This window comes from Microbulbifer sp. ABF4_148 (assembly GCF_056158985.1).
Genome location: NZ_JBSWUI010000001.1, coordinates 3,780,040 through 3,803,870 on the forward strand (window position 1 = coordinate 3,780,040; position 23,831 = coordinate 3,803,870).

The window sequence follows — 23,831 nt, forward strand, 5'->3', positions numbered from 1 at the left end:
AATGAAGGGAGTTCTAATTCTCGTCAACACCACAAACGAGACTGCTCGACCATTAAGTCCGCTTTTGCGGCGATTTTGAAGGGCGGATTCTACCTCATCAATGCACCTACATCACCATGTAGTTAAATTACGCGCCATTACATTTTCACTCAGCTCGCCGAAAGTAGTGACCCTGTATGCAAGAATGGGACCATCGCCCAAATAAAAACTCGCGGCACGAAAACCAAAAAACCCCCGCACCTTGCGATGCGGGGGTTTCATATTTGGTGGAGCTAAGCGGGATCGAACCGCTGACCTCAACACTGCCAGTGTTGCGCTCTCCCAGCTGAGCTATAGCCCCAAATTGATGTGCTTTCTCTCGAAAGCGGGGCGCATTTTAACAGTGCAGGCTCCGCTGTCAACAAGAAAAAACCACTTTTTTATCAACTAGTTACGGACCGGGACGTCAGCCAGAATCAACCTCTCACCCAAGCACACCACCGACGATGTCCGCCCATACTCGCACTACCAAGGTGCGCCTGCACTATTCTTGATCCGTTCGCCACCACTAGCCGACAACGCCAAGAGACCCAAACGGGCATGGCCGAACATGGACATCGAGCAAATGGGCCGCAGCGCGCATATACCAGTCGAGCTGGAGGCTTGCCGCGCGAGATCAACCCAGACCCGCGTACTCTTTCTCCCAGCGCTTGAGCACCTTCTTGCCCGCGCCACCCAGCAGATCGACCGCCTGGCGCAGCCTTGCCCTGGTGAGGTCCGGGCCCAACAGGACCATAGCGTCCATGACCGAAAACGATGCTGTGGTTCCGCTGACCGCAACAAATAGCGGCGCATTGAAATCCTTGAGCTTGATCTCCATCGCGGTGGCCAGGGACTTTACGGTCTGGAAGATACTGTCACGATCCCAGGTGCGTAGCGCCTCGAGCCGCCAGAGGGCGAATTGCAGCAGCTTTTTCTGGTCATCCAGTTCCAATTTGTTCGCACTGAAGTCCGCTTCGGTCAGCCCCAGCTGGTTTGCCGCGAGGAAAGCGGTCAGGGGCGCGAAATCACCGAAGGTTTCCATGCGTTCGCGGGCATGGGGGAGCACCTTGAGCAGATTGTCCCGATTCAACAGCCAGTCCTGCAGGCGATCTGCCAACTGTTCGTTTTCGAGCTCGCGAATCCACAGGCCATTCAGCCAGGACAGCTTCTCGACGTCGAACACCGGCCCACCAAGTGATACCCGCTGGATATCGAAGTGTTCGAGCATCTCGTCGAGAGAAAACTTCTCCCGCTCATCGGGCATGGACCAGCCCATACGCCCCAGGTAGTTCAGCAGCGCCTCGGGCATAAAGCCGGCGCGCTGGTAATAAAGGATAGAAGTCGGGTTCTTGCGCTTGGACAGCTTGGTCTTGTCCGGGTTACGCAGCAGCGGCAGGTGGCACAGCACCGGCATCTCCCAACCAAAGTATTCGTACAGCAGCTGGTGCTTGGGCGCCGAGTTGATCCACTCTTCACCACGCAATACATGGGTAATCTCCATCAGGTGATCATCCACTACATTCGCCAGGTGGTAGGTGGGCATACCATCGGACTTGAGCAAAATTTGAGCATCAACCTGAGCCCAGTCAATCTCAATTGACCCGCGCAGCAGGTCCTCCACCACACAAGTACCGCTTTCGGGCACATTCATACGCACCACGTAGGGTGCGCCGGCGGCCTTGCGCTGCTCGACTTCGGCTTCCGGCAATGCGAGATCACTGGGCTTCAGGGCAGTACGCCCCGCATCACGCAGCTGCTCGCGCAGCTGGTCGAGCTCTTCTGAGGTGCGATAGCAGTGGAAGGCATGCCCCTTATCGACCAACTCGTCACAGTACTTCTTATAGGTGTCGCCGCGCTCACTCTGGCGATAGGGCCCGTGTGGCCCGCCCACGTCTGGACCCTCGGCCCACTCCAACCCGAGCCAGCGCAAACTATCCAGGATGGCCTGCTCTGACTCGGGCGTGCTGCGCTGCTGATCCGTATCCTCGATACGCAACACAAACTGCCCGCCCTGGGCACGCGCAAAGCACTGGTTGAACAGGGCAATGTAGGCCGTGCCTACGTGGGGATCGCCGGTGGGAGACGGCGCGATACGAGTTCTTACTGTCATGGAAAGCCTGATGCAGGTTCAGATTGGGATCATTGCCCGCTTCACGGGCAATGCGTAGAAAGCGCGGCATTATATCCCCGCTTGGGCCCACCCCCAACAGGCTCTAGAAATGTAACAAAATTGTTACAAATGATTACAAAAGTACCAATTAGGAGAAAAACCAACCCAAAAAGCGTGACATGATTCACAAAAAGGGTATCATCTTCGTCATGTACCGAGCGTGGGAAAACAGTACGATATCCCCATCGCCGAATGGGCAGGGCCCAGGGAACGCTTCGGTTGAAACTGTAAATAGTAAATACAACAACCTGTTACTTGGGGAAGCACTATGAAATTTGCTCTTCGCAGCCTGATTCTGGCGGGAGCCACCGCCGTAGCGATGAATTCTTTCGCTGCTGACGACAACGCATCCAGCGTCATCACCCTGTCACTGACCCCGGCCATCGAAATTGCCCAGGTCGACGACGTCACCATCACCGACCCTGCGACCGGCACCAATGCCACCGGCAGCGACGAGTTCTGTGTTGGTGGTATCGGCTTCGGCACTTTCAGCATCAAGTTTGAAAGTAACGACGGCGTCAATGACACGGCGTTCAGCCTGACGGACGGCACCACCACCATTCCGTACAGCGTCGGTTTCGACAACAGCCTTGCTGGTACCTACACCGACGTAACCGAAGGTACTGACATTACCGGCCTGCCCCGTAATGCGGCCTCCTGTAGCGGTACCGACAATGCGCGTTTCGAGGTCACTATCGACAACGCTGACTGGGAAAACGCAACCGTTCTGGACGGTACCAGCTACACCGATACCCTGCTGATCACCGTTACTTCCGAGTAATAACAGCACGCCGGGCACCCGTGCCCGGCTCTGCCACCAGCGCACTATGATGAAAAGCTATGCGGGGCGGCTTGCGCTGGCCGTCAGCCTCGCACAAGCCCCCCTTTCCAATACCGCCCTGGCTGCTGCCGCGTTTCTGCTGGAGACGGCGGCGCCCGAAGGCTTTGCCGAACTGACGGAACCGCAGCAGGTCGTTGCTGACCTCTATTTTGGTAACCGTGCGCTCGGCGCTGCGCAGGTTATTACCACACCGGAATCCATTCGCTTTCAGGATCCCGAGGCGGTACTGGCGCAGCTCCCTCAAACTCTCTCTGCTGATACCGTATTGCAACGGCTGCGGGAGAATCTTGATCGCAATGCACACCGGGTCTGTCACGACAGGAAAACCCAAAATTGTGGCTTCTTGATTCCAAACGACGTCGCGGTCATTTATGACGAGAGTCGATATCGTGTCGACATCTTCTTTTCGCCCGAGCTGCTCCCGCAACAGGCAGCCATTGACAACCCCTATCTGCCGGATTCCAGTAGCGATTTCGCCATCGTGCAGAACCTGACCGGTGCCTGGTCGGGAGTGGACTCGAATGGTGCAGGCGGCAATGTGGCATTCAACTCGGCCACCCTGTTGGGCAATACCATTTTCAGCTTTGGCGAGAGTGCGGTGCACGCCCAGTGGAGTGCGACAGACGCGCAGGGCACCAGCCTCCAGACCCTGCATTGGACCCGCGACTACCAAGGCAAGTCGACCTCATTAGGGCTGTTACAACCAGCCGGTGGATTCAGCTATTTCGCACCCAATCAGTCTTTGTACGGGATTGAGTACCGCAGCTCTCTACGCACTCGGACAGACATTAGCCAGCAACAGGGCGCGCCGGTAGAAGTCAATATGCCGGTTCGCGGCCGTATAGAAATCTACCGGGATGGCAGGCTCATCCATAGCGAGCTGCTGGAGGCCGGGAATCGCCTGTTGAATACGTCCTCTTTCCCGGGGGGCGCGTACGACATTGAGATTCGCACCTTTGACGAGGCCGGTCGCGCGCTGGAGCAATTTACCCAGTTTTTTGCCAAAGATGCCTTGTTGCCGCCCCCGGGCGAGTGGCGATGGAGCCTGCTCGCGGGTAAACCGGCCATCCAGGGAATCGACACCAGCATCCCCGAATCCTTCGACGACAGCCTGATTCAAGCTTCTCTCGCGCGTCGTCTTTCTGACAGTACAGGGCTTTTCGCCACAAGCGCAGCGACTGAAAACCAGCAAATGCTGGAGCTTGGAACACGCTGGATTGGGCCTACTTTCGAGGTAGCCCCAAGCGTTGTCCGCGATTCCGATGGGCGTAACGGGTACCGGTTGCAAGCCATCCTCAGAACCCCACTGTTAACCGCCAGCCTTTCTGAGCTTCGCCTGGATAGCACTTCCTCTCCAGGACAACTGCCCGGCCTGAGTAATTATCAATTGCTCGCCAGCGGCTATTTTCAACGCAACGTTTCTTTATTGGGACGGGCGCTGGGTGGTCAACTTTCACTCAGGTATAGCGAGAGAGATCGCCCACAAGTACTCGCATCAGGCGAATTCGACCTGGACGACGTATTCACCGGCGCTCAACGCCTGACAACGCTCGAATACCGCCGCGGATTCCTGCAAAACGCCCACTGGCTCGGTGATTTCACCCTTACCTATAGCGATGCTGACGGGGATCCTTACGCCAGCCTGGGAATACAGCTGCGTCACAAGAAAGACCGCTGGAACAACACCGCAAATTTCCGCGCGGAGCAACGCCCAGACTCCGACAGCGATATTCGGGCAGGATTGCGCACTCGGTGGAATGACCTGGATCGCTGGGCAGCAGATTTTGAGCAACAGGTCGCAGTGGAATTCACCCCTGACGATGCCTTCCTCGAGAGTCGATCACATCTGGCTGGACGTCGCGGTTACGTGAACTCCACGATCAGCTATGTTGATACGCTGGATACCAGTGCGGTCAACTATGTAGGCGCGTTCAGCACCAATTTGATCAGCAATGGGAGCCGCTTCGCTTGGGGCGGCGAGCGAACTTTGGAAAGCGCCGTGATCGTGGATATCCAGGGTAGCGACGATCAGCAATTCGAAATTCTTGTCGATGGCAATCGGCATGGATACGCCAATGGCGGAGAGCGATCGGTGATCAATCTCCCCGCATTTGAGAGTTACGACATTTCACTTCGACCTATCGACGACGGGTTTTATAATTTTCAGGAAAAGCGCAATACCGTTACCCTTTATCCGGGTAACGTTACAGCTACCGATTACGAGATTCGGACTCTCGTGCTGGTATTGGGCCGTATCATGCGAGAAGGCAAGCCGCTGGCAAATACAAAAATATCGATTGGTGAATTCTCCGCGGTGACGGACGACATGGGAGTCTTTCAGATGGAAATGTATGGCGATCCAAAAACCATGCGTTCTCCCGATGTCATTTGGGGGGACTGCCGCGTCCCTCTCCCGGCACAATCCTCTGGTAAAGACTGGTTGAATTTGGGTGTAGTGGATCTCTCGACTGCCCGTTGCCCAGAGCAGCTCGCATTAAGGAACAAAAATGCAGAGTCTTAACCGCTGGGTAACGCTAACTTTCGTAGCGCTTTTGTCGATCAGCGTATGGACTCCGGCCATAGCGCAGACTTGCACCGGAAGTGGACAGTTCCGTATCTGTAATCTGGAAGGTACCCACACGTTTGATATCGATACGGCCCAGAAAGAATTGAATCTGGAAACCCGCAGCCGCACCCAGGGCCAAACCGTCCTGCCTTTTACTGTATCCGTCGCACCACTGGTAGGCAGCACTTTCACCCTGTATTCAACTACCGGTGAGCCCCTCAACGTCTCGCTAACCTTTTCACAGGACAGCGGGCCCACAGCCTCGCTCACCCCCAGCGTGGAAGCGGGCTTTTTCGATGGCAGCCGTCAGGATGCTCCTGCCAGACTTGGTATTGCAATCCCTGACGGGCAATCGTTATCTGCCACGAGCTATTCTGGGACGTTTGAAATGACCCTGGTGCAATACATCTTTATTTTTCCGCTTCGCACGATTACCGCCGAATTTACGCTGGAAGTGACAGTTCAGCCAAATATCGTCATCCGTAATCTGGGCGACATGGACCTTACCAATAATGGAGTATCGATAGGTCAGGCCATTCAGGGAACAGAAGATTTCTGCGTAGGAGGCAAAGGATTTGACCGTTACGTGGTCAACTTGCGCAGCACCAATGGGAGTACAGGCGGCTCCGGAGCCACACCCTTTGAACTGGCTGGCGCTGCAGAGCGGTTACCCTATTCCGTCACTTTTACCGATGACCTGGGAAGTTCGGGCGGATCGATTCCCGGGGCCGGGGGAGATGTGTCCGGATCCTTCCTACGGACTTCGGATGAAAGCTGCCTCTCCGACAATGCCCGAATCACCGTGAGCGTTGCGGCAAATGACTGGATCAGCGCACAAGAGCCAACTTATACTGATACTCTGACCGTTACCGTAACAAGTCAGTAGATAGTCCCCGATCAAAGGGGCAACCGGATCCTTTCGCTTTCCCGGCCGCGCAATAATATGGCCAACTCTCCGCCTTGCAGATCCTCTTCGATATCCAGCGCCCCTCCCGCGTACAGTCGTCCGACCAGCTCCAGCTTGCGGCAATCGTCTGCGGTTACGCAATGCTGAACCTCAACGACTTCTACATTGATGTTGCCGCTGTTACGCAGGCGGACCTGCCCGTTGTCACGCTCCACCTCAACGCGGTAAGCACCACCCTCAGGCTGCACAAACACCAGCGCCTGGTACGCGACAAGAATCTTTAGCGCCGTGCGATCGGATTTAATTTCGCCCACGACGGGTTTGAACGTAACCCGGTAGACTTTTTCCTGCTCGAGATCGCGCTCCAGTGACATCAGGCGAAAACGCTTGCGCTCTCCACTCGCGAGCACTGCGCGGGAAGGGTTGACCAGCAGCTTGAACTCCTTCGGATCCACAACTCGCACTCTTTGCTCGTCAGGCATGCCCGGGTTATCGACCCGATAAATTTCGGTTTGCAGGTACAGGGTTTCCTCGTCAGGATTCGAAACCACGATGTCGTCACGGGAATTCGGGGCATCATCCAGATAGACAATAATTTTGTCGACCGACATGGCCGCCTGCAACGAACCAGGCATCACTGCACCGACCAGCAGCGCCGCAACCGGGAGCAGCGATGTAAGAGAACGGACAAAAGCGGAGCGTAAGGGCATGGCGAACATTCAATATCAAAAACAGGTTCCAGTGTACGCGGAACAGGCCTATCTGCGCCACACCGGTACCTCACTCAAACGCTACCAGGACAACGCCTTAAAGCACTGCGCAAAGAATGTCGGTCTGGCAAGACACCGTCAGAGGGCTTCAATAATGACCAGAGATCCATTGGACATTGGCGTCTTCATGTTGTTCCACGGGATGCAGGACGCCCCCTGTGTGCTGGACAACACCGTATGGGCCTGGCCACTGTCCGTCTCGGTAGCGCTCACAACCCATCGATATTGGTTGGCCGGAATCCGGAACGCGCAGAGACGACGTTGCTGGGCCGTTGACGCTGGCAGCAGCGCCACCCGGGGAGGCAGGTTCAGCGTAATGCGCGCAACCGCAGATGCGCTCGCGTTGTCAGCAGCCTGCGCCCAGCTGGGCATGCCCGTGAGCAGAGCACAGCCAATCGCCATGCCAATGGCGACGGCGATGCTTAACACGCCACCAGATCGAAGTATTCGTCCCTGAACCACTGCTAAACCTCTACTACGGTTTTCGGGGGAATACCTTCAGTTTAGAAAGCATTTAGCCATCGCAGTCGATAGCCTTGATACGTGCTCAGAAACCGGCGCACGATTCCCATTCGCCATCCTTGCAACCCGCCGCCCAGCGACTATTTTTCCTCTTAGAACCGCACGATGAGACACCCCGCCAATGGGTCGACTGAAGTGCCAATCGGACGCCATGCCCGCTGCGTCCAGGGGCGAGCCACCCGCCCATTTGAAGCCAAATATTCATCAGGTTTTTGACCATGCTGATAGCCCAGAGAGGCGATACCACCCAGCAGCCCGCCAATACCATTGCCGCCTTTGAAGCTGCCCATGGCCTGGGTGCGTGTGCGATCCATACAGAAGTCCACTTCAGCGCCAATGGCACGCCGTGGTGCCTGCAGAGCCTTGGTAACACTTCCCCGGAGCAAACTTGCCCGCGGGATATCAGCGGCCTGCGCGACCTCGAGCTGCGCAAGTTACCCATCAATTCGATGGAGGACGTGGTCGACTGGGCGAGCCGGCACCGACATCTGGAGTGGTTTATCGAAGTTGGCGACGACTGTTTGAACCGTCACGGCTTGCAGGATGTCGTGGAGGCTTATGCCGGCATGACGTGCCGCGACTGCGACGCGTTTGCCCTGCTGTCCAGTGACATGCGCTGTCTGCGTATGGCGCGCAGCCTGGGTTGCCACCGAGTCGCGCTGAAGGTTGGCAGTATCGCGGAATGCCTGTCCGTCAATGTATTGACCCTGGCCCCCGATTATTTATTTATCGATGCGGCCAACGTCGATTGTGAGGAGCTGCCTCCCGGACCCTGGCAGTGGGTCGTCTACACGGTCTCCTCTACTGATGAGGCGGTCCAGTGGCGGCGGAGAGGCGCCCATCATCTCCTCACCGACAATCTCCCCCTGCTGATGCGCTGCCGGGAAGCCAGCGATGTCTACGGATTTTGATCTGCTGGTCATCGGTGCCGGCATACAGGGCGCCGGCGTCGCCGAAGCCTTTGCCGAAGCCGGATTCCGCGTTGCTGTGCTCGAGCAAAGTAGTGTCGGCGCAGCCACCTCCAGTCGATCGTCGAAGCTGATTCACGGCGGCCTCCGTTATCTAGAAAGCGGTCAGTTCCAGTTGGTGCGCGAGTGTCTGCAGGAGCGGCGCTGGCTGCTCACGCACAAGCCTCAGCTGGTGCGAATGGTGCCGTTTTACCTGCCCATCTATAGCCATGGCACCCGTCCGGCCTGGAAGGTCCGGCTGGGCCTGACGCTCTACGCCATGCTGGCGGGCGCCAGCAGCCGATTCAATCGGTTTCGCAGTATTCCCGAACGTCACTGGGACAGCCTCTCCGGGCTGGAGACCAACGGCCTGCGAGCGGTCTTTCGCTATTATGATGCGCAAACAGATGACACCGCGCTCACCCGTGATGTGATCGGCGCGGCCATGCAACATGGCGCGCAATTACTTTGCCCGGCGAGCCTGGTCGGAGCCCAGCGCGTCGGCGAGCAACTACTGGTCGATTATGTGGCCGATGGCCAACTGCACACCCTGCACGTCAATGCCCTGGTGAATTGCAGCGGCCCCTGGGTGGAGGGCACCAATGCGCTGTGCACCCCTCCGGCCGTACTGCCCCCTCTCGATCTGGTTGCCGGCACCCACATCGAATTGCCCATCAGCCTCGGGGACAAAATCTTCTATGTTGAAGCCGACGACGGACGGGCCGTATTCGTGATGCCCTGGAAGGGCCACACCCTGGTCGGCACCACGGAAAGGAAGTACCAGGGGGAGCCACAAGATGTCATGCCCACCATCGAGGAAGAACGCTACCTCCTGCGAACGCTCCATCAGCATTTCCCACAGACCCGATCACTGCGCCCGCAGGATATCAGTGACAGCTGGGCGGGCCTGCGGGTGCTGCCCCGCGCTCAGGGCAGCGCCTTCTCGCGCCCCCGCGAGACCATGATCTGCACTGACGACGATCTCTGCCCGCGCGTTGTCGCGGTCGCCGGCGGTAAACTCACCAGTTATCGCGCTACCGCGCGCAAAGTCCTGCAGCGCCTGAAGCCGATACTGGAAGGCGGCAACCCCTCGCGCCTGCGGGATAAAACGCCTGCCAACCGCAAAAGCGCGCGGGAACAGGAGCAAAACCTCTAAGGGGAACCAACCAGCCATTGGCGCTCGGTTTCAGTCGCTGGGCTTTCCCCTATAATGGCGCGCATTAATCGATTACTGCCTGCAGGTTTTCCCGCTTTTATGCCCAACACGTCCGCCCAGCCCATCTCCCATCGATTCTGTACCGCGCCGCTTTTGGACTGGAGTGACCGCCACTGCCGCTACATGTGGCGCCTGTTGAGCCAACACGCAGTGCTCTACTCCGAGATGGTCACCACTGGCGCCATCTTGCATGGAGACCAGCAACGACACCTCCAGTTCGACCCATCCGAAGGCCCGGTAGCCCTGCAATTGGGAGGGAGTGATCCCGCCCAGCTGGCACAGTGCGCAAAAATCGCCGAGGAATGGGGATACGATGAGATCAACCTGAACTGCGGCTGTCCCAGCGACCGGGTCCAGTCAGGCCGGTTTGGCGCCTGCCTGATGGCAGAGCCGGAACTGGTCGCCGACTGCCTGTCAGCGATGCGCGCGGCCGTAGACATACCGGTGACGGTGAAGCATCGCATCGGTATCGATGATATGGAGGAGTACAGCGGTCTTACGCGTTTTGTGGAAGCACAGGCTGCAGTGGGTATCGAAACGTTTATCGTCCACGCGCGCAAAGCCTGGCTGCAGGGGCTGAGCCCCAAAGAGAACCGAGAGATTCCGCCACTCAAGGTGGAAATGGTTTATCAGCTGAAGAAAGACTATCCGCAGCTGGAAGTTGTCTTGAATGGTGGGATCAATACGCTGGAGGAATGCCAGCAGCATCTGGAGCACGTAGACGGGGTCATGCTCGGCCGTGCGGCCTACCAGACGCCGATGATCCTGGCACAAGTCGATAGCCAGTTATTCGACGATGCCCAGGCAACAGTGCCCATCAGCGCAACAACGGTCGTGGAGCGTATGCTGCCGTATATCGCACGGGAACTAGACGCCGGTCAGCGCCTCAACCATATCACCCGGCATATGCTCGGATTATTTCAGGGGGTTCCCGGCGCCCGTCGGTTCCGGCGTCACCTGAGCGAAAGCGCCCACAAGCGCGGTTCCGGCGTAGAAGTCGTTGAGCAAGCGCTTGCAATGATGCAGGATGCAGCTTGAGTCCAACGCACGGACCAACGCGGAAACAGCAGGTTGATGATCGCCTGCGGATCAACGGAATCATCAGGTAACAATAAGGGACGTTATGAGCAAGCTGGAACAACTCAGGGAACGCAGCCAGGTCGTGGCAGACACCGGGGAAATTGAGGCCATCCGCCGCTATCGCCCGCACGACGCGACGACCAACCCCTCCCTGCTCTACAAGGCGGCCCAGCTTCCGGAGTATCGCGAGCATCTTGAATCCTCCCTTGCCTGGGCATCACGCCAGCAGGGACAGCTGGAAAAGCTTGCCGCCATGAAGCTCGCCGTCACCATCGGCGGGGAAATTCTGCAGTTGATCCCGGGCGTGGTTTCCACAGAAGTCGATGCACGCCTGTCATTCGATACCGAGGCGACTCTGGCGTACGCGCGAAACCTGATTGCGCTGTACGAGGAGGCCGGCATTGCGCGCGAGCGCGTTCTGATCAAGATCGCCTCCACCTGGGAAGGCATCAAGGCGGCGGAGATTCTGGAGCGCGAAGGAATCGCCTGTAACCTCACCTTGCTGTTCAGCTTCTGCCAGGCCGTCGCCTGCGCTGAGGCCGGCGCGACACTGATCTCTCCTTTCGTTGGGCGCATTCTGGACTGGTACAAAGCCAGCACCGGTCGTGATCACTACTCTGCCGAAGAGGATCCGGGGGTGGCTTCGGTGCGCAGCATCTACCATTACTACAAGGAACGGGAATACCCCACGGTGGTGATGGGAGCCAGCTTCCGAAATACCGGTGAAATCGAAGCGCTGGCGGGCTGCGACCGCCTCACCATCAGCCCCGCGCTGCTCGAAGAACTGGAAGCCGATAAAGGCACGCTGGCAGCTGGACTCCAGCTACCGACGGAAACCAAGCCAAGGCCTGCGGAGCCCCTGTCAGAGGCCACATTCCGGTTCCAGCTCAACCAGGACGCGATGGCCACAGAAAAGCTGGCGGAAGGAATTCGTAACTTTATTCTCGACCAGGAACGCCTCGAGACCCTGCTCACTCAATAACGCTGGGCCACCACGGAGACAAGGATGCTCGCTCAACTCCGAAAATTGTTTGACCAGATCGGCGCCGGTGATGATATCGAGGTCCGCGACGAGCGCGACGTCCGCATGATCAGCGCGGCGCTGATGGCCGAGGTCGCCACTGTCGACCAAAATCTGGATGAACGGGAGCGAGCCACGCTCGAGCGATTACTCTGCGAGCATTATGCCCTGGATGCAGAATCCAGCCGGGAGATGGTCGCTGAGGCTCTCGACAACCGCGAGCATACGACTTCGCTGTACGAATTCACCCAGGCCGTCAACGCGCAGTTCAATGAAGCGCAGAAATATCAGCTGGTGCGCCAGATGTGGCAGGTCGCCTTTTCCGATGGTGTGGTCGACGCCTTTGAGGAACATCTGATCCGCCGGGTTTCAGACCTGATCTATTTGCCGCACGGCCTCTTCACCAGAGCGCGTGCCGAGGCCCGCGACCTGCACCGCGGTTAGCACACACTAATCTTCGAGTCGAAACGTCGAAGGGGCAACCCACAGTTGCCCCTACCCTCCTGACTGACATCCACCCTGCGCACACCACTCTCCCTTCCCAACGGGGAACGCCAAATTGTCGAAGTGATCAGGCTGTTAAGGCGGAAGAACGTTTTTGGTGGGGGAGGATGAACGTTCAGTGCATGCGTTTGGGATGATCCGGAGTGGCTTCGCACTCGCGCTCGAGGGTGTGGACGAGATCGCGGAAGGTCTCTGCGTTGTGCTCATTCAGGCTCATCAGTACGCGATGGGCTTCGAGCACTTTCTCACGCGCGGCACATTCGTCGGGGGTACTACAGTTGAGCGGCGTGGGCTCTTCGGAATAATTGCGCTGCTGGTCACTGATTTCCATCAGCGAATCAAAGCCCATCGCGTCGAGCAGGTGGCGGATACCCGCATCCCCACTCAGCGCCAGAGGTTTTTGGCAGCCCTGTTCCAGCGCCCGCAGCGCCACTTTGGCCATCAGGCCGAGCGTAGTGCTATCCAGCCCTTCGGCGGAATGCAGGTCAAAGACCACATCGTTGAAATCGCCATTTTCAAACATCTGGTCAATGAAACTATCGAAAGAAGTACACAGGTTGAGGCGAACATCCCCCACCAGCTTGATGACGTAGACCCCATGATGGGCGGCCACCATAATTTGCCCGGACTGCATATCGACCTCAGACCACCTCAACAGCGCTGCGTCACAGTGCGACAGGTGGCGATTGTTTACCCAAACACAGCAAGCTTATCGTCAACAATCTGACATAAACCTGCCACTTTCGTGCATTAATCGAGCGGAGCTTACTCCTGCCTCCAGAGGCTGACAAGAAGATTCGAACACATTGCCAGACTGCCCGGTCAACCCGAAAGCTCGCTCCTCCCCTGTCCGACCGTGAGGATGGTCACATCGTCGGGAGGCGCCTGGGTGGTGTCCATTTGCAATCCCTGGCACAGGGACTCCAGCTCGCCACTACTTTGCTCAATGAGCTGCAATAAACGTGCCTCACGTTCCAATAAGTCGCCTTCCAGTAGTTCAAGGACACCATCAGAGCAGGCAACCAGCCGCCAGTCCGTCGGCAGCGAAGCATGCAATACCTGCCAGTTTCCCGCCTGGAAAAGCCCCAGCGGGCGCCCCTTGCCGGGCAGCCAGTCGACACCCTCCGCCGTCACCAGTGCGGGCATTGGCACCTGCCCCGCGACCGCGTAGTGCAGCTGGCGCGCCCGGGTATCAACCACCCCAACAAACATACTCGCGTGCTTATCCAGACCCGAACCCAGCAATTCACTGTTCACCAAGCGCAGGATATCCAGCAGGTCATCATCCAACCCTTCCAGATGGCTGAACAGAGGGCGCTCTCTCAACAAGTGATTAATACTGTGCTTGATCAGTGCCGTCACCAGCGCCGAGGACACACCATGTCCGGACACATCGACCAGGTAGAACGCCACAAATCGTTCAGCAAAAAGACCGTAGTCAACAAAGTCGCCGCTCAGGTACAGGGAGGGCAACAGGCGGTAGGCAGCGGTGATATCCGCGGGATATTGGTAAGGGGTACGAGGTAGCAAGTGCTGCTGGAGCAATCGCCCGGCCTGATGGTCGCGCTGCAACAGCTCGATATGTTCGCGCAATTCCTGATTGCGCTCTTCCAGCTGCTCGCGATACTCGCGGTTTTCTCGCGCCAGCGCGTTCGCCTCGGTAATCCGCTTTACAGCGTGCTCGACGACGGCGACATCCTCAAGCGGCTTGAGCAGGTAATCGTTGGCCCCCAGGCGTAGCGCCTGCACCACGTCGGTCACCTCACTGTTGGAGGCCAGTACCACCACCGCCGTGTGATCGCACAGATTTTTTATTTTGCGCAGTACTTCCAGGCCACCCATATCGGGCAGATGCAAGTCAGTAATTACTAACTCGAACTCACCGGGAACAAAACAGGAAATACCCTCCAGTCCGGTTTCGGCCACAACAACGTCGTAGCCCAGGCGCACCAGGCACTTTCGGACGAAGTCACGCGAAGGACGATCGGGTTCGATCAATAAAAGGTTTAGACGTCGAGCCATAGACAACAAGAGTGCCCTAGCTCGACCAAATCGTCAAAATGCGAAGGGATCACTGTCTTCCGGTGTTGCGCTTCCGGAAGCGTCTTCGCCATCGGAGGTTTCTCCAGAGGAACTGTCAGCGCCATCCGCGCTGTCTTCGTCCGTGGAAGACTGTCCATCACGGATCAGGAAATCCCGACGCTGCAGATACGCATCACGAATCAGCACATAGCGATCCGTCTTGCTGTCGAGCAACAGGGCTTCCGTTTGCAACAGGCCCGCGCGCGTCTGTACCAAATCCAGTGCGATCAGAGAGTAGAGCGTCGGGTCGTGATCGATATAGGCCATCGGGTTGGTGTAAAAATCGACCACTTCGCCGGGAATACCGCGCACGGTGGACGGCCCGACAAAGGGAATCACCACATAAGGACCTGAGGGCACACCCCAAACGGCGAGCGTCTGGCCGAAATCCTCGCCATCATCTGACTCCAGGCCAACGTACTGAGCCACGTCGAACAGCCCGACCAGGCCGACTGTACTATTAATCAGGAAACGACCAGCGCCATTTCCGGCAGAACCCCACTTCCACTGCAGAACACTGTTAATGGTATTGGTGACTTCATTCAGGTTACTGAAGAAGTTGCTGACACCCGTCTGCATAAAAATCGGGGTGATCTGCCGATAGCTGACCGCTGCCGGGCGCAACACCCAGCGATCCGCAGCATCATTGAAGCCAAAGACTTTGCGATTGAACCCTTCCCAGGGATCGCGCTCAGCCATCGATTCAGTGGCGCCAAATTCTTCAGCCGGATCAAAGCCGTACTCATCTTCGAGGCTATCTGACCCGTCATTCTGACCACTGCCATCGGCGCCCTCCCCTTCGGCAAAGGGGTCGTTCGGCGTTTCCGAGCCGGTCGACTCGCCTCCGGCTTCTTCACCAGAAGCGGGCGCCAACTCTTCCAGGGCCTCGGAGGTACCGCCTGCGAAAGGGTCTTCCTGCGCAATCGCAGCCGTTCCCATTGCGATGAGCAACAGGGAAAGGGCTATTCGTTTGGTGCGTCCCAGCAAAAGCGTATTCCTCATGACTTGCGGAGCGGGTATTGGCCGCAGATTCTAGCGCCGTCCCGTGCCGCGAGCCAGAGCACGCGGCGTCCCTAACAATGAAATATTTCGAACGAATCTTTCGTAATTCTAGCGCTTCCGACTATGAGCGCTGTAACCCGGCCAAAATATCCAGTCTCAACAGCTTGGTAATCAGGTCCTGGCCAAACTCCGTCAACGCCGCAGGATCCGGATGTTGCATCTCTTCTGCAAGCGCCTGCAGCAACTCGTAACCACTGCAATTGCCTTCCTGCGCCAGCTGCAGCAGCCGTGCAGTGGCGGCATTGGCTTCCATAAACCCGACCTCGTCTGCCCGATTGCGGTAGACAAACAGAAAGGACGGAGTTTCCGGCGCCTCTCGGGGCTGAAACTGGGGACCAATCTGATGCACCGGAAAACGATAACAGAGACTCCATACCAGCGGAGACACAACCGGGGTACACGCCATTACATCCCCTTCCAGCTGCGCAAGCGTTTGCACCTCTTGTGGGAAATCGGCCGGATTCACATCCAGGGCCAGTTCCACCCACTCATAGTGCGCCAGCTCCAGCAGAAAGGGCGGGTCCTCCGGGTCTGGCCGGTATTCATCCTGCAGATACTTCAGGAATTCCTCACTGATTTCCAGAAAGTAAGGACTGTGACACAGATGCCCGCGCACAAATCCACGGACCATGTTATGCCATCGTGCGTCTGGCGTGATGCTGCGCAATACCGGAAAGGCGCCATCGATAAAGGATTCAATATTGTTGTAAATAAGATCCCGGTAGATACCCATGCGGCGGTCTTCGATGTGCTCAGGCGGCGATACATGCGCAGGGTCACGCAAATGGCGCGTAAAACCTTTTTGCAGCGCTCGAAAATCCGCTTTCCCGGTGCCGGACGATTTATCGGTGTGCGCGGACATCGACCACCTCCTGTTCCGCCCTGCGCTGCACGCCGCGAATATGCTCCACTTCACCAAGTAGCTCAGGCAGAGGCGGGATGTTGAAGTCCCGTTCCAGCAATGTCGGCATGGGGCCAAAGTGCGTGTACGCCGTCTCGAGCAGCTCCCACACCGGGTCAATGACAGATGCGCCGTGGGTGTCGACCTTCAGATCCTCTGCCTCATCATAATGCCCGGCGATGTGAACATAGCGAATCCTCTCGCCCGGTAGCCCCCGCAGGAATTCCTTCGGATCGTAGCGGTGGTTGATAGCATTCACGTAAATATTGTTAACGTCGAGCAACAGGTCGCAGTCCGCTTCTTCCAGCACGGCATTGATGAACTCCAGTTCCGTCATCTCGCGGGTTGGTGTCGCGTAGTAGGACACGTTTTCCATCGCCATGCGACAGCCCAGAACATCCTGCACAGTGCGGATCCGCGCCGCCACATACTTTACCGCCTCCTCCGTGAACGGAATCGGCAACAGATCGTACAAGTGCCCCTCATCAGAACAATAACTGAGGTGTTCACTGTAACAACGGATACCATGGGTTCTGATAAAGTCCCGTATAGCCCGGACCAGATCCAGGTCCAGCGGTGCAGGAGAGCCAATCGACAGCGAAAGGCCATGGGTAACAAACGGGAAACGTTCGGTATAGCTACGGAACCAGTGCCCTAAACGGCCACCCACATTAATCCAGTTCTCCGGTGCCACCTCGAGAAAGTCCACCGCGCGATCGGACAGGTCCTCGCCCATCATCGAACGTCGCAACCCGAGCCCGACACCCTGTACAGGATACTGCTGAGTGGAAACCGCACTTTTCATCATTCGTCCTCACTACACCGGATCAGCTTGTCGACGCGACAGTGATCCATCCCACATAAGAAAAAGGGCCGGCTGAACCGACCCCCTTCCTCAAGCGTGGTGATCAGGCACCACACTTACCTTCACCACATTTACCTTCTTTTTTCTTGTCGCCGCACTTACCTTCGCCGCACTTACCTTCTTTTTTCTTGTCGCCGCATTTACCTTCGCCGCACTTACCTTCTTTCTTTTTGTCACCACACTTACCTTCACCGCACTTACCTTCCTGCTGCAGCATGGCAAGGTTGTAACCGGAAGAAAGCTGCTCGGCAGCAAACGGGTTGGCGTTGCCAACACCGGCGGACACGTTCAATGAGGCGGAAGCCAGAAATGCTGCACCTACCGCCGCTGCAAGGGGTAAATTCTTCTTAGTCATAACAATTCTCCTGATAATACCCTATTAGTCCTATTACAACGCCGACGGCGTCTCTTAGCCGCCTCACGGGGATTATAGTGACATCCCCGAGTTGCGGTTACCGGGTGAGACCAACGGTCACGTTCAAGCGTTCAATGGCATTCAACGTGTTTTTCTGATCTCTGCGGTTTAGTCGGCGTGGCCTCGCAGTTCTTACAGAGAGAGCACAAAATCTTTCTGATTCTGCCATGGCCGGGCCACGCATCCCTCTTAGTGCCTCTGTATATCCTTTGACCTTCAGCCCTCTCAGAGCCCTTTGGGTTTCCTCGACACGACCGCCTTCCTCGCATCCCGCTATAGGCGTTTACGCGGAAACCAGAGGGCTGGATTGCACAACTTCTGCCCAGGACTTCTGCAGGCGCTTGCCTGATACGGGCATCAGGGTCTTGAGGGTCTGCGCAAACAGAGACACCCGGTACTCTTCCAGCATCCAGCGATACCGGACGAGATCCTGGTCTCCGGCCAGAGTGCGCGCGTCGTAGTTGGCACGCAGATCCGCATAGCGCTCGGACGACTGCTGAAATTCATGCTGCAGTCGACGGTCCCGGTTCGGATCCAACGCAGCCTTTTCAAGGCGTACCTCTATGCCCTTGAGGTAGCGGGGAAACTGGCGCAGCCACTCACGGGGGGTATCGAACAGGCAGCCGCGGTAAAACAGGCTCGTCAGCTGCTGCTGAATATCACCAACCGCCATCGCGACAGCCAGGTTTTTTTGCTGTTTGATCTTTTTACGCAGAGGCACCAATAGCGCCAGCGACTTGATCAGCAGGTCTGCCATTTCCTGTGCGACGCCAATGAATTCCGTTCGCTGCTCCAGCGCGGCATGGAAATCCGCCTGCGTACGCGGCCAGACCTCATCGCCCCAGAAAAGCTCGCGCACGGCGGCCATCAGAATATCGTCCGCAACGTCTTCGCGCCGCCCCATGTCTACGGCGCTCAGCCCCAGCTCTTTGCCGCGCAACAGTTCCTTGCGCAGATATTTAACCGGTTCTGGCAGGTGCAGCAGCGCCAAACGGCAAATCCCCGTTCGTGACAGTCGCGCTGCCTCCGACGGGTTATCGAGAAGCCTCAGCTCAACACTGTCACGATTGTCCAAAAGCGCCGGGTAAGCCCGCACCTTCAGCCCGCCGCGATCGAGGATGTAGGTCTCGGGCAGTTCGTCAAAATCCCACTCGACGATGCCATCCCGTTCAAACGTATCCCCCGCAGACGCCAGTTGCTGTTGAACCCGATCCCGGTAACGCACCTGGAGTTCGGACAGGTCACGCCCCTGGTCAAGCAACTGCCCCTGTTCATCGAGCACCTGGATATTCATGCGATAGAAGTCTTCCAGCGCAGCTTCTGCGTCCATCCACGCCGCTTCCGGAACCTCCTGAGCGGTTTGACGTTTTAACTCATGGGCCAGAGACTCCCACAGGGGCGTGTCGCCTGGACGCAGACGGGGCAAGGCCCGATCTACCGCCGCCGGCACCGGCACAAAATACTTGCGCCATTGCTTGGGCAACCCCTTCACGAGGGAGACACATTTCTCCCGCAGTAACCCCGGCACCAGCCAGCTGAGCCGCGCCGTCGGCACCTGGTGAAGGACGCCGACCGGGACCTGCACACTCACACCGTCGGCGTCACTGCCAGGCTCGAAGTGATACTGGAGGGGATATTCAATCCCGCCAGTATTCAGGCTGTCCGGGAACTGTGCCTCACCAATATGCTCGGCACTCTGCTGCATTAATAGCTCACGGGGGACGTACAGGAGTTTGGCATCACTGGCTTCCGCCGTCTTGCGCCAGTGCTCAAACCCCGCGAGGTTGACCACTTCCGCCGGTACACGCTCGTCAAAGAAGCGAAACACCACTTCATCATCCACCAGGATATCGCGGCGACGCGACTTGGCTTCGAGGTCTTCCAGTTCCGATAGCAGCTGGAGATAGTGGTCGAAAAACTTCCCTTTTGCGCGGCGATTCTTTCCATAACGCTGCTCGACCAGCGCCTGGCGAATAAACACCTCCCGCGCTGTTTCGGGATCGAGTTTGCCGAAGTGAATACGGCGTTTCTCGACCAGTACCAACCCATACAGAGAGATCTTCTCGTAGGCCATTACCTGGCCCGCGCGCGCATCATAGTGGGGTTCGAAATAGTTTCTGCGCACGAGATGCTCGGCACAGCCCAACACCCAGTCCGGCTCGATCTTGGCCACGGTATGGGCAAATAATCGCGAAGTTTCGAGCAGCTGCGCCGCCACCGCCCAGCGGGGTGGCTTCTTGAATTGACCGGAACCGGGAAAGATATGAAAGCGCCGGTTACGACATCCGACAAATTCCTTGTTTTCTTCCCGCACGCCGATATTACCCAGCAAACCGGGCAACAGTGCCTGATGGACCGCCGGATAATCTGCCGGGTCGCGGTTTTCCCGCAGCTTCAGGTCGCGAATAGCGAGGCGCAGTTGGTGGTGGATATCCCTCCACTCACGCATGCGCAGCCAGGATAGAAAGTTTTTCTGACACCATTTGCGCAGCTGGTTTTGGCTGAGCGCCTGGCGCTGTTCCTCGAACCCGTCCCATAGTTGCACGAAAGAGAGAAAGTCTGATTGCTCGTGTTGCCACTGCCGATGCTTTTCGTCAGCCGCCTGGCGCTTCTCGGCTGGTCTCTCACGCGGATCCTGTACCGCCAGCGCACTGGCAATCACCAACACCTCGCGCAAGCTGCCGCTATTGGCGGCCGACATCAGCATCCGACCGAGACGCGGATCGACAGGCAGACGGGACAGGGACCGCCCCATGGGCGTCACCTTGCCCTTGCTGTCGACCGCCTGCAACTCCTCAAGTAACTTGTAACCGTCGTTGATCAGCCGATCATCCGGCGCATCGACAAACGGGAACTGACGGATGTCTCCGATGCGCAACTGCAACATCTGCAGAATCACCGCCGCCAGATTAGTCCGCAGAATTTCCGCGTCGGTGAATTCGGGACGCTGTAAAAAGTCCTGCTCGTCATAAAGACGTATGCAAACACCTGCGCTGACGCGACCGCAGCGTCCCGCACGCTGATTGGCACTGGCCTGGGAGATGGGCTCTACCGGCAGTCGTTGCACCTTGCTTCGGTAGCTATATCGACTGATGCGCGCAGTACCCGGATCAATCACATAGCGAATTCCCGGCACTGTGATGGAAGTCTCCGCCACATTGGTCGCCAGTACAATGCGCCGGCCGCGATGCGCCTGAAACACTTTGTTCTGCTCGGCGAGGCTGAGACGTGCATACAGTGGCAAAATATCGAGATGGGCCGCGGCTCCGCCGCGCTCGGTGAAAGCCTTGCGCAAGGCCAGCGCGCACTCGCGAATTTCGCGCTCACCACTCATGAAGATCAGTACGTCGCCACCACGGCGCTCGCTCGACTGCTCTTGCTGCAACAACTCCTCGACGGCCTCAATCACCTGGGTATTCAGGTCTGCATCGCTATCTACCGGTGGGCGGTAGTGGATGTCGACGGGATAGGTCCGCCCGGAGACCTCGACGACGGGCGCGTCGGAAAAATGCCGGGAGAACTTTTCCAGATCAATCGTCGCCGAGGTGATCACCAGTTTCAGGTCTGGCCGTTTGGGCATGATGGTCTTCAGGTAGCCGAGCAGGAAATCGATATTGAGGCTGCGCTCGTGGGCCTCGTCGATAATCAGGGTGTCGTACTTGAACAGCAACGGATCCCTTTGAATCTCAGCCAGCAGGATACCGTCTGTCATCAACTTTACATGGGTATGCTCTGTGCTGTGATCCGTGAAACGTACCTGATAGCCGACGGACTCTCCCAGCGGCTGCTGCAACTCTTCGGCTATCCGGTTGGCCACCGTGCGTGCGGCGATACGGCGCGGCTGGGTATGCCCTATCTGGCCAAAAACACCGCGTCCCAGTTCCAGGCAGATTTTGGGCAGCTGGGTGGTTTTACCCGACCCTGTCTCGCCCGCCACCACTACAACCTGATACTCGGCGATCAGGGCGGCTATTTCATCACGGCGCGCCACGACCGGCAGCGCTTCGGGCCAGCTCACCGCCGGCAACTTGTCCCTACGCGCCTCTGCCAGGGCACAGGATGCCTGCAGATCTTCGGCCAGCTGCCCCAATAGCCGGTCCGCGGGCTTGCCCTCAGACAGGCGCCGACGCGCACTATCGAGGGACCGGCGCAGACGCGCGCGATCACGCCCCATACAGTGGGGTAGTTGCGATTTGAGCTGGGCACTGAGGGTCTGAAACAGGGCCTTGGAATCGGTGTGACTCATAATCCGGGGGACTGACTGCAAAGCGGCGATTATACCCGCGGTCCTCGGGCAAGCCAGCGTCGGCCGACCCGCTGTTTTGGCGCTGAACTATACTCAGGGCAACGTCGTGCCATCGCAGTGGCCAACGCGGCGACGCTGTTCCTTTCTCATTGCAGCCAGAGGTATCCCATGCAAGAGATCAAGCCCAAACCCCCTGCCGCAGCCGGAGAAATGCTCGGTCACCCCAAGGGGCTGTTCCTGCTGTTCGGCACAGAGATGTGGGAGCGTCTCAGCTACTACGGTATGCGCGGTATCTTTGTCTTCTATCTGACCTCGGCCGCAGCCGCCGCGGTGTTTGGCTGGGAGGCCCTGTCCGATACCGAAAGACAGTCCATCGCCCTGAGCTATTTGGGCTGGTACGCCATGCTGGTCTATCTCACCCCCATTATCGGCGGCTGGATGGCTGACAATATGTGGGGGCAGCGGCGCTGCATCATGTTCGGCGGTGTGCTGATGATGCTCGGGCAGTTTGCCCTGGGCTTCCCCCACAGCTGGCTACCCAATGGCAGCGAGATCTATATGCTGTGGCTGGGGCTGGCCTTGCTGATTGTGGGTAACGGTTTCTTCAAACCGAATATTTCCACCATGGTCGGCGATCTCTATGAAGAGGGAGACGCGCGACGGGATACCGCCTTCACCATCTTCTACATGGGGATCAACCTGGGCTCGATCCTGGGCTATCTGGTGATCGGCTGGATCGGAGAGAAAATCGACTACCAGCTGGCCTTCTTCGTGGCTGGACTGGGTATGCTGCTGGGCCTCATCCTGCAAATGACGCAGGCCGACCGCTACCTCGGCGAGGTCGGCAAACAGCCATCGGCCAAGCTAGGACTAAAACAGGAATCCGCCGATAAGCACGCCCCCCTGACACCGGAGGAGCGTGACCGGATTAAAGTCATCCTGATTCTGGGTGTATTCACCGTCATCTTCTGGGCCGGCTTCGAGCAGGCAGCCGGATCCATGAACCTGTTTGCCAAATACAACACCGACCTGAACGTGGGTGGCTTCGAAATCCCGGCGAGCTGGCTGCAAATGGTGAACCCGATCTTCATCATTATTCTCGCCCCGATTATGGCGAGCATCTGGATAGGGCTCGGTGACCGCGAACCCAACTCCCCGGCCAAATTCAGTATGGGACTGATTTTTCTCGGGTTAGGCTTTGTTTCCATGTGTGGCGCAGCCCTGCAGATTGGTGACTCGGAAACCATCAAGGCGAGCCTCTGGTGGCTCGTGTTTGCCTACATCTTCCACACCATCGGGGAGCTGTGCCTGTCCCCTATCGGGCTCTCCATGGTGACCAAGCTCTCGCCGCTGCGTTACCTGTCGCTGATGATGGGCCTCTGGTTTGCCTTTATCGGCATTGCCAACAAGGGTGCCGCTGAAATCGGTAAGCTGGTGGGCGAAAGCGGACCTCTGGCCACCTTCGGCGGTGTCGCCATTGCCGCAATTGTGGCCGGCATCATCCTGTTCTTCCTGCGAAACAAACTGGTGGACTGGATGCACGGTGCGGAGGAGGAACACACCCAGTTCAAGCCGACTACCCAGGAGGAAATTGGCATTACTGCCGATCATGAAGGCGCCCCGCAGAAGCACTTCAAACAGTAGCTGCCGCGCCGATCACGCGCTACCACGCCAGGGATGGTGGGTCAGCCAACA

At 57.7% G+C, this 23,831-nt stretch carries 19 protein-coding genes and 1 tRNA gene; 9 read left to right on the top strand and 11 right to left on the bottom strand.

The window, feature by feature from the left end; genetic code table 11:
• Positions 1–264: 264 nt before the first annotated feature.
• Both ACXAD0_RS16665 and gltX read right to left on the bottom strand, forming a co-directional pair.
• Positions 265–340 (bottom strand) — tRNA-Ala (locus ACXAD0_RS16665).
• 315 nt (positions 341–655) lie between these two features.
• Positions 656–2,131: a glutamate--tRNA ligase gene (gene gltX / locus ACXAD0_RS16670; RefSeq protein WP_475089783.1), complete on the bottom strand. Its 1,476-nt coding sequence runs from the start codon at positions 2,129–2,131 to the stop codon at positions 656–658.
• 328 nt (positions 2,132–2,459) lie between these two features.
• Here gltX and ACXAD0_RS16675 point away from each other — a divergent pair, with 328 nt between their 5' ends.
• Genes ACXAD0_RS16675 through ACXAD0_RS16685 form a run of 3 tightly spaced genes read left to right on the top strand, consistent with a single transcriptional unit; the run spans position 2,460 to position 6,484 of the window.
• Positions 2,460–2,972 carry a hypothetical protein gene (locus ACXAD0_RS16675; protein WP_475089784.1) on the top strand — a complete coding sequence of 171 codons (513 nt, stop codon included), beginning with the start codon at positions 2,460–2,462 and terminating at the stop codon, positions 2,970–2,972.
• 46 nt (positions 2,973–3,018) lie between these two features.
• The gene (locus ACXAD0_RS16680; RefSeq protein WP_475089785.1) at positions 3,019–5,553 is read left to right on the top strand and encodes a TcfC E-set like domain-containing protein; all 2,535 of its coding nucleotides are present in this window, start codon (positions 3,019–3,021) and stop codon (positions 5,551–5,553) included.
• Complete coding sequence (locus ACXAD0_RS16685) at positions 5,540–6,484, top strand: hypothetical protein (protein ID WP_475089786.1); 945 nt, start codon at positions 5,540–5,542, stop codon at positions 6,482–6,484. Before ACXAD0_RS16680 ends, ACXAD0_RS16685 begins: the two co-directional genes overlap by 14 nt.
• Positions 6,485–6,495: 11 nt before the next feature.
• Here the strand turns inward: ACXAD0_RS16685 and ACXAD0_RS16690 are convergent, their stop codons facing one another.
• Both ACXAD0_RS16690 and ACXAD0_RS16695 read right to left on the bottom strand, forming a co-directional pair.
• On the bottom strand, positions 6,496–7,215 hold the full coding sequence (locus ACXAD0_RS16690) for a fimbrial biogenesis chaperone (protein WP_475089787.1): 720 nt from the start codon (positions 7,213–7,215) through the stop codon (positions 6,496–6,498).
• 138 nt (positions 7,216–7,353) lie between these two features.
• A complete protein-coding gene (locus ACXAD0_RS16695) occupies positions 7,354–7,704 on the bottom strand; it encodes a hypothetical protein (protein ID WP_475089788.1) in 351 nt (116 codons plus the stop codon).
• 311 nt (positions 7,705–8,015) lie between these two features.
• On the opposite strand from ACXAD0_RS16695, the gene ACXAD0_RS16700 reads away from it, so the two are divergent.
• The 5 genes from ACXAD0_RS16700 to ACXAD0_RS16720 all read left to right on the top strand — a co-directional run bounded on the left by ACXAD0_RS16700 (position 8,016) and on the right by ACXAD0_RS16720 (position 12,505).
• The gene (locus tag ACXAD0_RS16700; protein ID WP_475089789.1) at positions 8,016–8,708 is read left to right on the top strand and encodes a PI-PLC domain-containing protein; all 693 of its coding nucleotides are present in this window, start codon (positions 8,016–8,018) and stop codon (positions 8,706–8,708) included.
• Positions 8,692–9,900, top strand: a complete 1,209-nt coding sequence (locus tag ACXAD0_RS16705) for a glycerol-3-phosphate dehydrogenase/oxidase (protein WP_475089790.1) — start codon at positions 8,692–8,694, stop codon at positions 9,898–9,900. Before ACXAD0_RS16700 ends, ACXAD0_RS16705 begins: the two co-directional genes overlap by 17 nt.
• Positions 9,901–9,999: 99 nt before the next feature.
• Positions 10,000–10,998 carry a tRNA dihydrouridine(20/20a) synthase DusA gene (gene dusA / locus ACXAD0_RS16710; RefSeq protein ID WP_475089791.1) on the top strand — a complete coding sequence of 333 codons (999 nt, stop codon included), beginning with the start codon at positions 10,000–10,002 and terminating at the stop codon, positions 10,996–10,998.
• Positions 10,999–11,083: 85 nt separating this feature from the next.
• Positions 11,084–12,022 (top strand): transaldolase, encoded by a 939-nt coding sequence (gene tal, locus ACXAD0_RS16715; RefSeq protein ID WP_475089792.1) that lies wholly within the window; start codon positions 11,084–11,086, stop codon positions 12,020–12,022.
• A gap of 24 nt (positions 12,023–12,046) precedes the next feature.
• Positions 12,047–12,505 (top strand): tellurite resistance TerB family protein, encoded by a 459-nt coding sequence (locus ACXAD0_RS16720; protein WP_475089793.1) that lies wholly within the window; start codon positions 12,047–12,049, stop codon positions 12,503–12,505.
• A 175-nt stretch (positions 12,506–12,680) separates the two neighbouring features.
• Here the strand turns inward: ACXAD0_RS16720 and ACXAD0_RS16725 are convergent, their stop codons facing one another.
• The 7 genes from ACXAD0_RS16725 to hrpA form a co-directional block, all read right to left on the bottom strand.
• On the bottom strand, positions 12,681–13,199 hold the full coding sequence (locus ACXAD0_RS16725) for an STAS domain-containing protein (RefSeq protein ID WP_475089794.1): 519 nt from the start codon (positions 13,197–13,199) through the stop codon (positions 12,681–12,683).
• 188 nt (positions 13,200–13,387) lie between these two features.
• On the bottom strand, positions 13,388–14,587 hold the full coding sequence (locus ACXAD0_RS16730) for a PP2C family protein-serine/threonine phosphatase (RefSeq protein ID WP_475089795.1): 1,200 nt from the start codon (positions 14,585–14,587) through the stop codon (positions 13,388–13,390).
• 33 nt (positions 14,588–14,620) lie between these two features.
• Positions 14,621–15,634 (bottom strand): MlaA family lipoprotein, encoded by a 1,014-nt coding sequence (locus ACXAD0_RS16735; protein ID WP_475089796.1) that lies wholly within the window; start codon positions 15,632–15,634, stop codon positions 14,621–14,623.
• 136 nt (positions 15,635–15,770) lie between these two features.
• Positions 15,771–16,571, bottom strand: coding sequence for an HvfC family RiPP maturation protein (locus ACXAD0_RS16740; protein ID WP_475089798.1), 801 nt, complete (start codon positions 16,569–16,571; stop codon positions 15,771–15,773).
• Positions 16,552–17,418 (bottom strand): HvfB family MNIO-type RiPP peptide maturase, encoded by an 867-nt coding sequence (locus tag ACXAD0_RS16745; protein ID WP_475089799.1) that lies wholly within the window; start codon positions 17,416–17,418, stop codon positions 16,552–16,554. The genes ACXAD0_RS16740 and ACXAD0_RS16745 overlap by 20 nt, the downstream gene beginning before the upstream one ends.
• A 100-nt stretch (positions 17,419–17,518) precedes the next feature.
• On the bottom strand, positions 17,519–17,830 hold the full coding sequence (locus ACXAD0_RS16750; protein ID WP_475089800.1) for an HvfA family oxazolone/thioamide-modified RiPP metallophore: 312 nt from the start codon (positions 17,828–17,830) through the stop codon (positions 17,519–17,521).
• Between the two features lie 343 nt (positions 17,831–18,173).
• Positions 18,174–22,136, bottom strand: a complete 3,963-nt coding sequence (gene hrpA / locus ACXAD0_RS16755; RefSeq protein WP_475089802.1) for an ATP-dependent RNA helicase HrpA — start codon at positions 22,134–22,136, stop codon at positions 18,174–18,176.
• 168 nt (positions 22,137–22,304) lie between these two features.
• On the opposite strand from hrpA, the gene ACXAD0_RS16760 reads away from it, so the two are divergent.
• Positions 22,305–23,780: a peptide MFS transporter gene (locus ACXAD0_RS16760; protein WP_475089803.1), complete on the top strand. Its 1,476-nt coding sequence runs from the start codon at positions 22,305–22,307 to the stop codon at positions 23,778–23,780.
• The last annotated feature ends 51 nt before the right edge of the window (positions 23,781–23,831 follow it).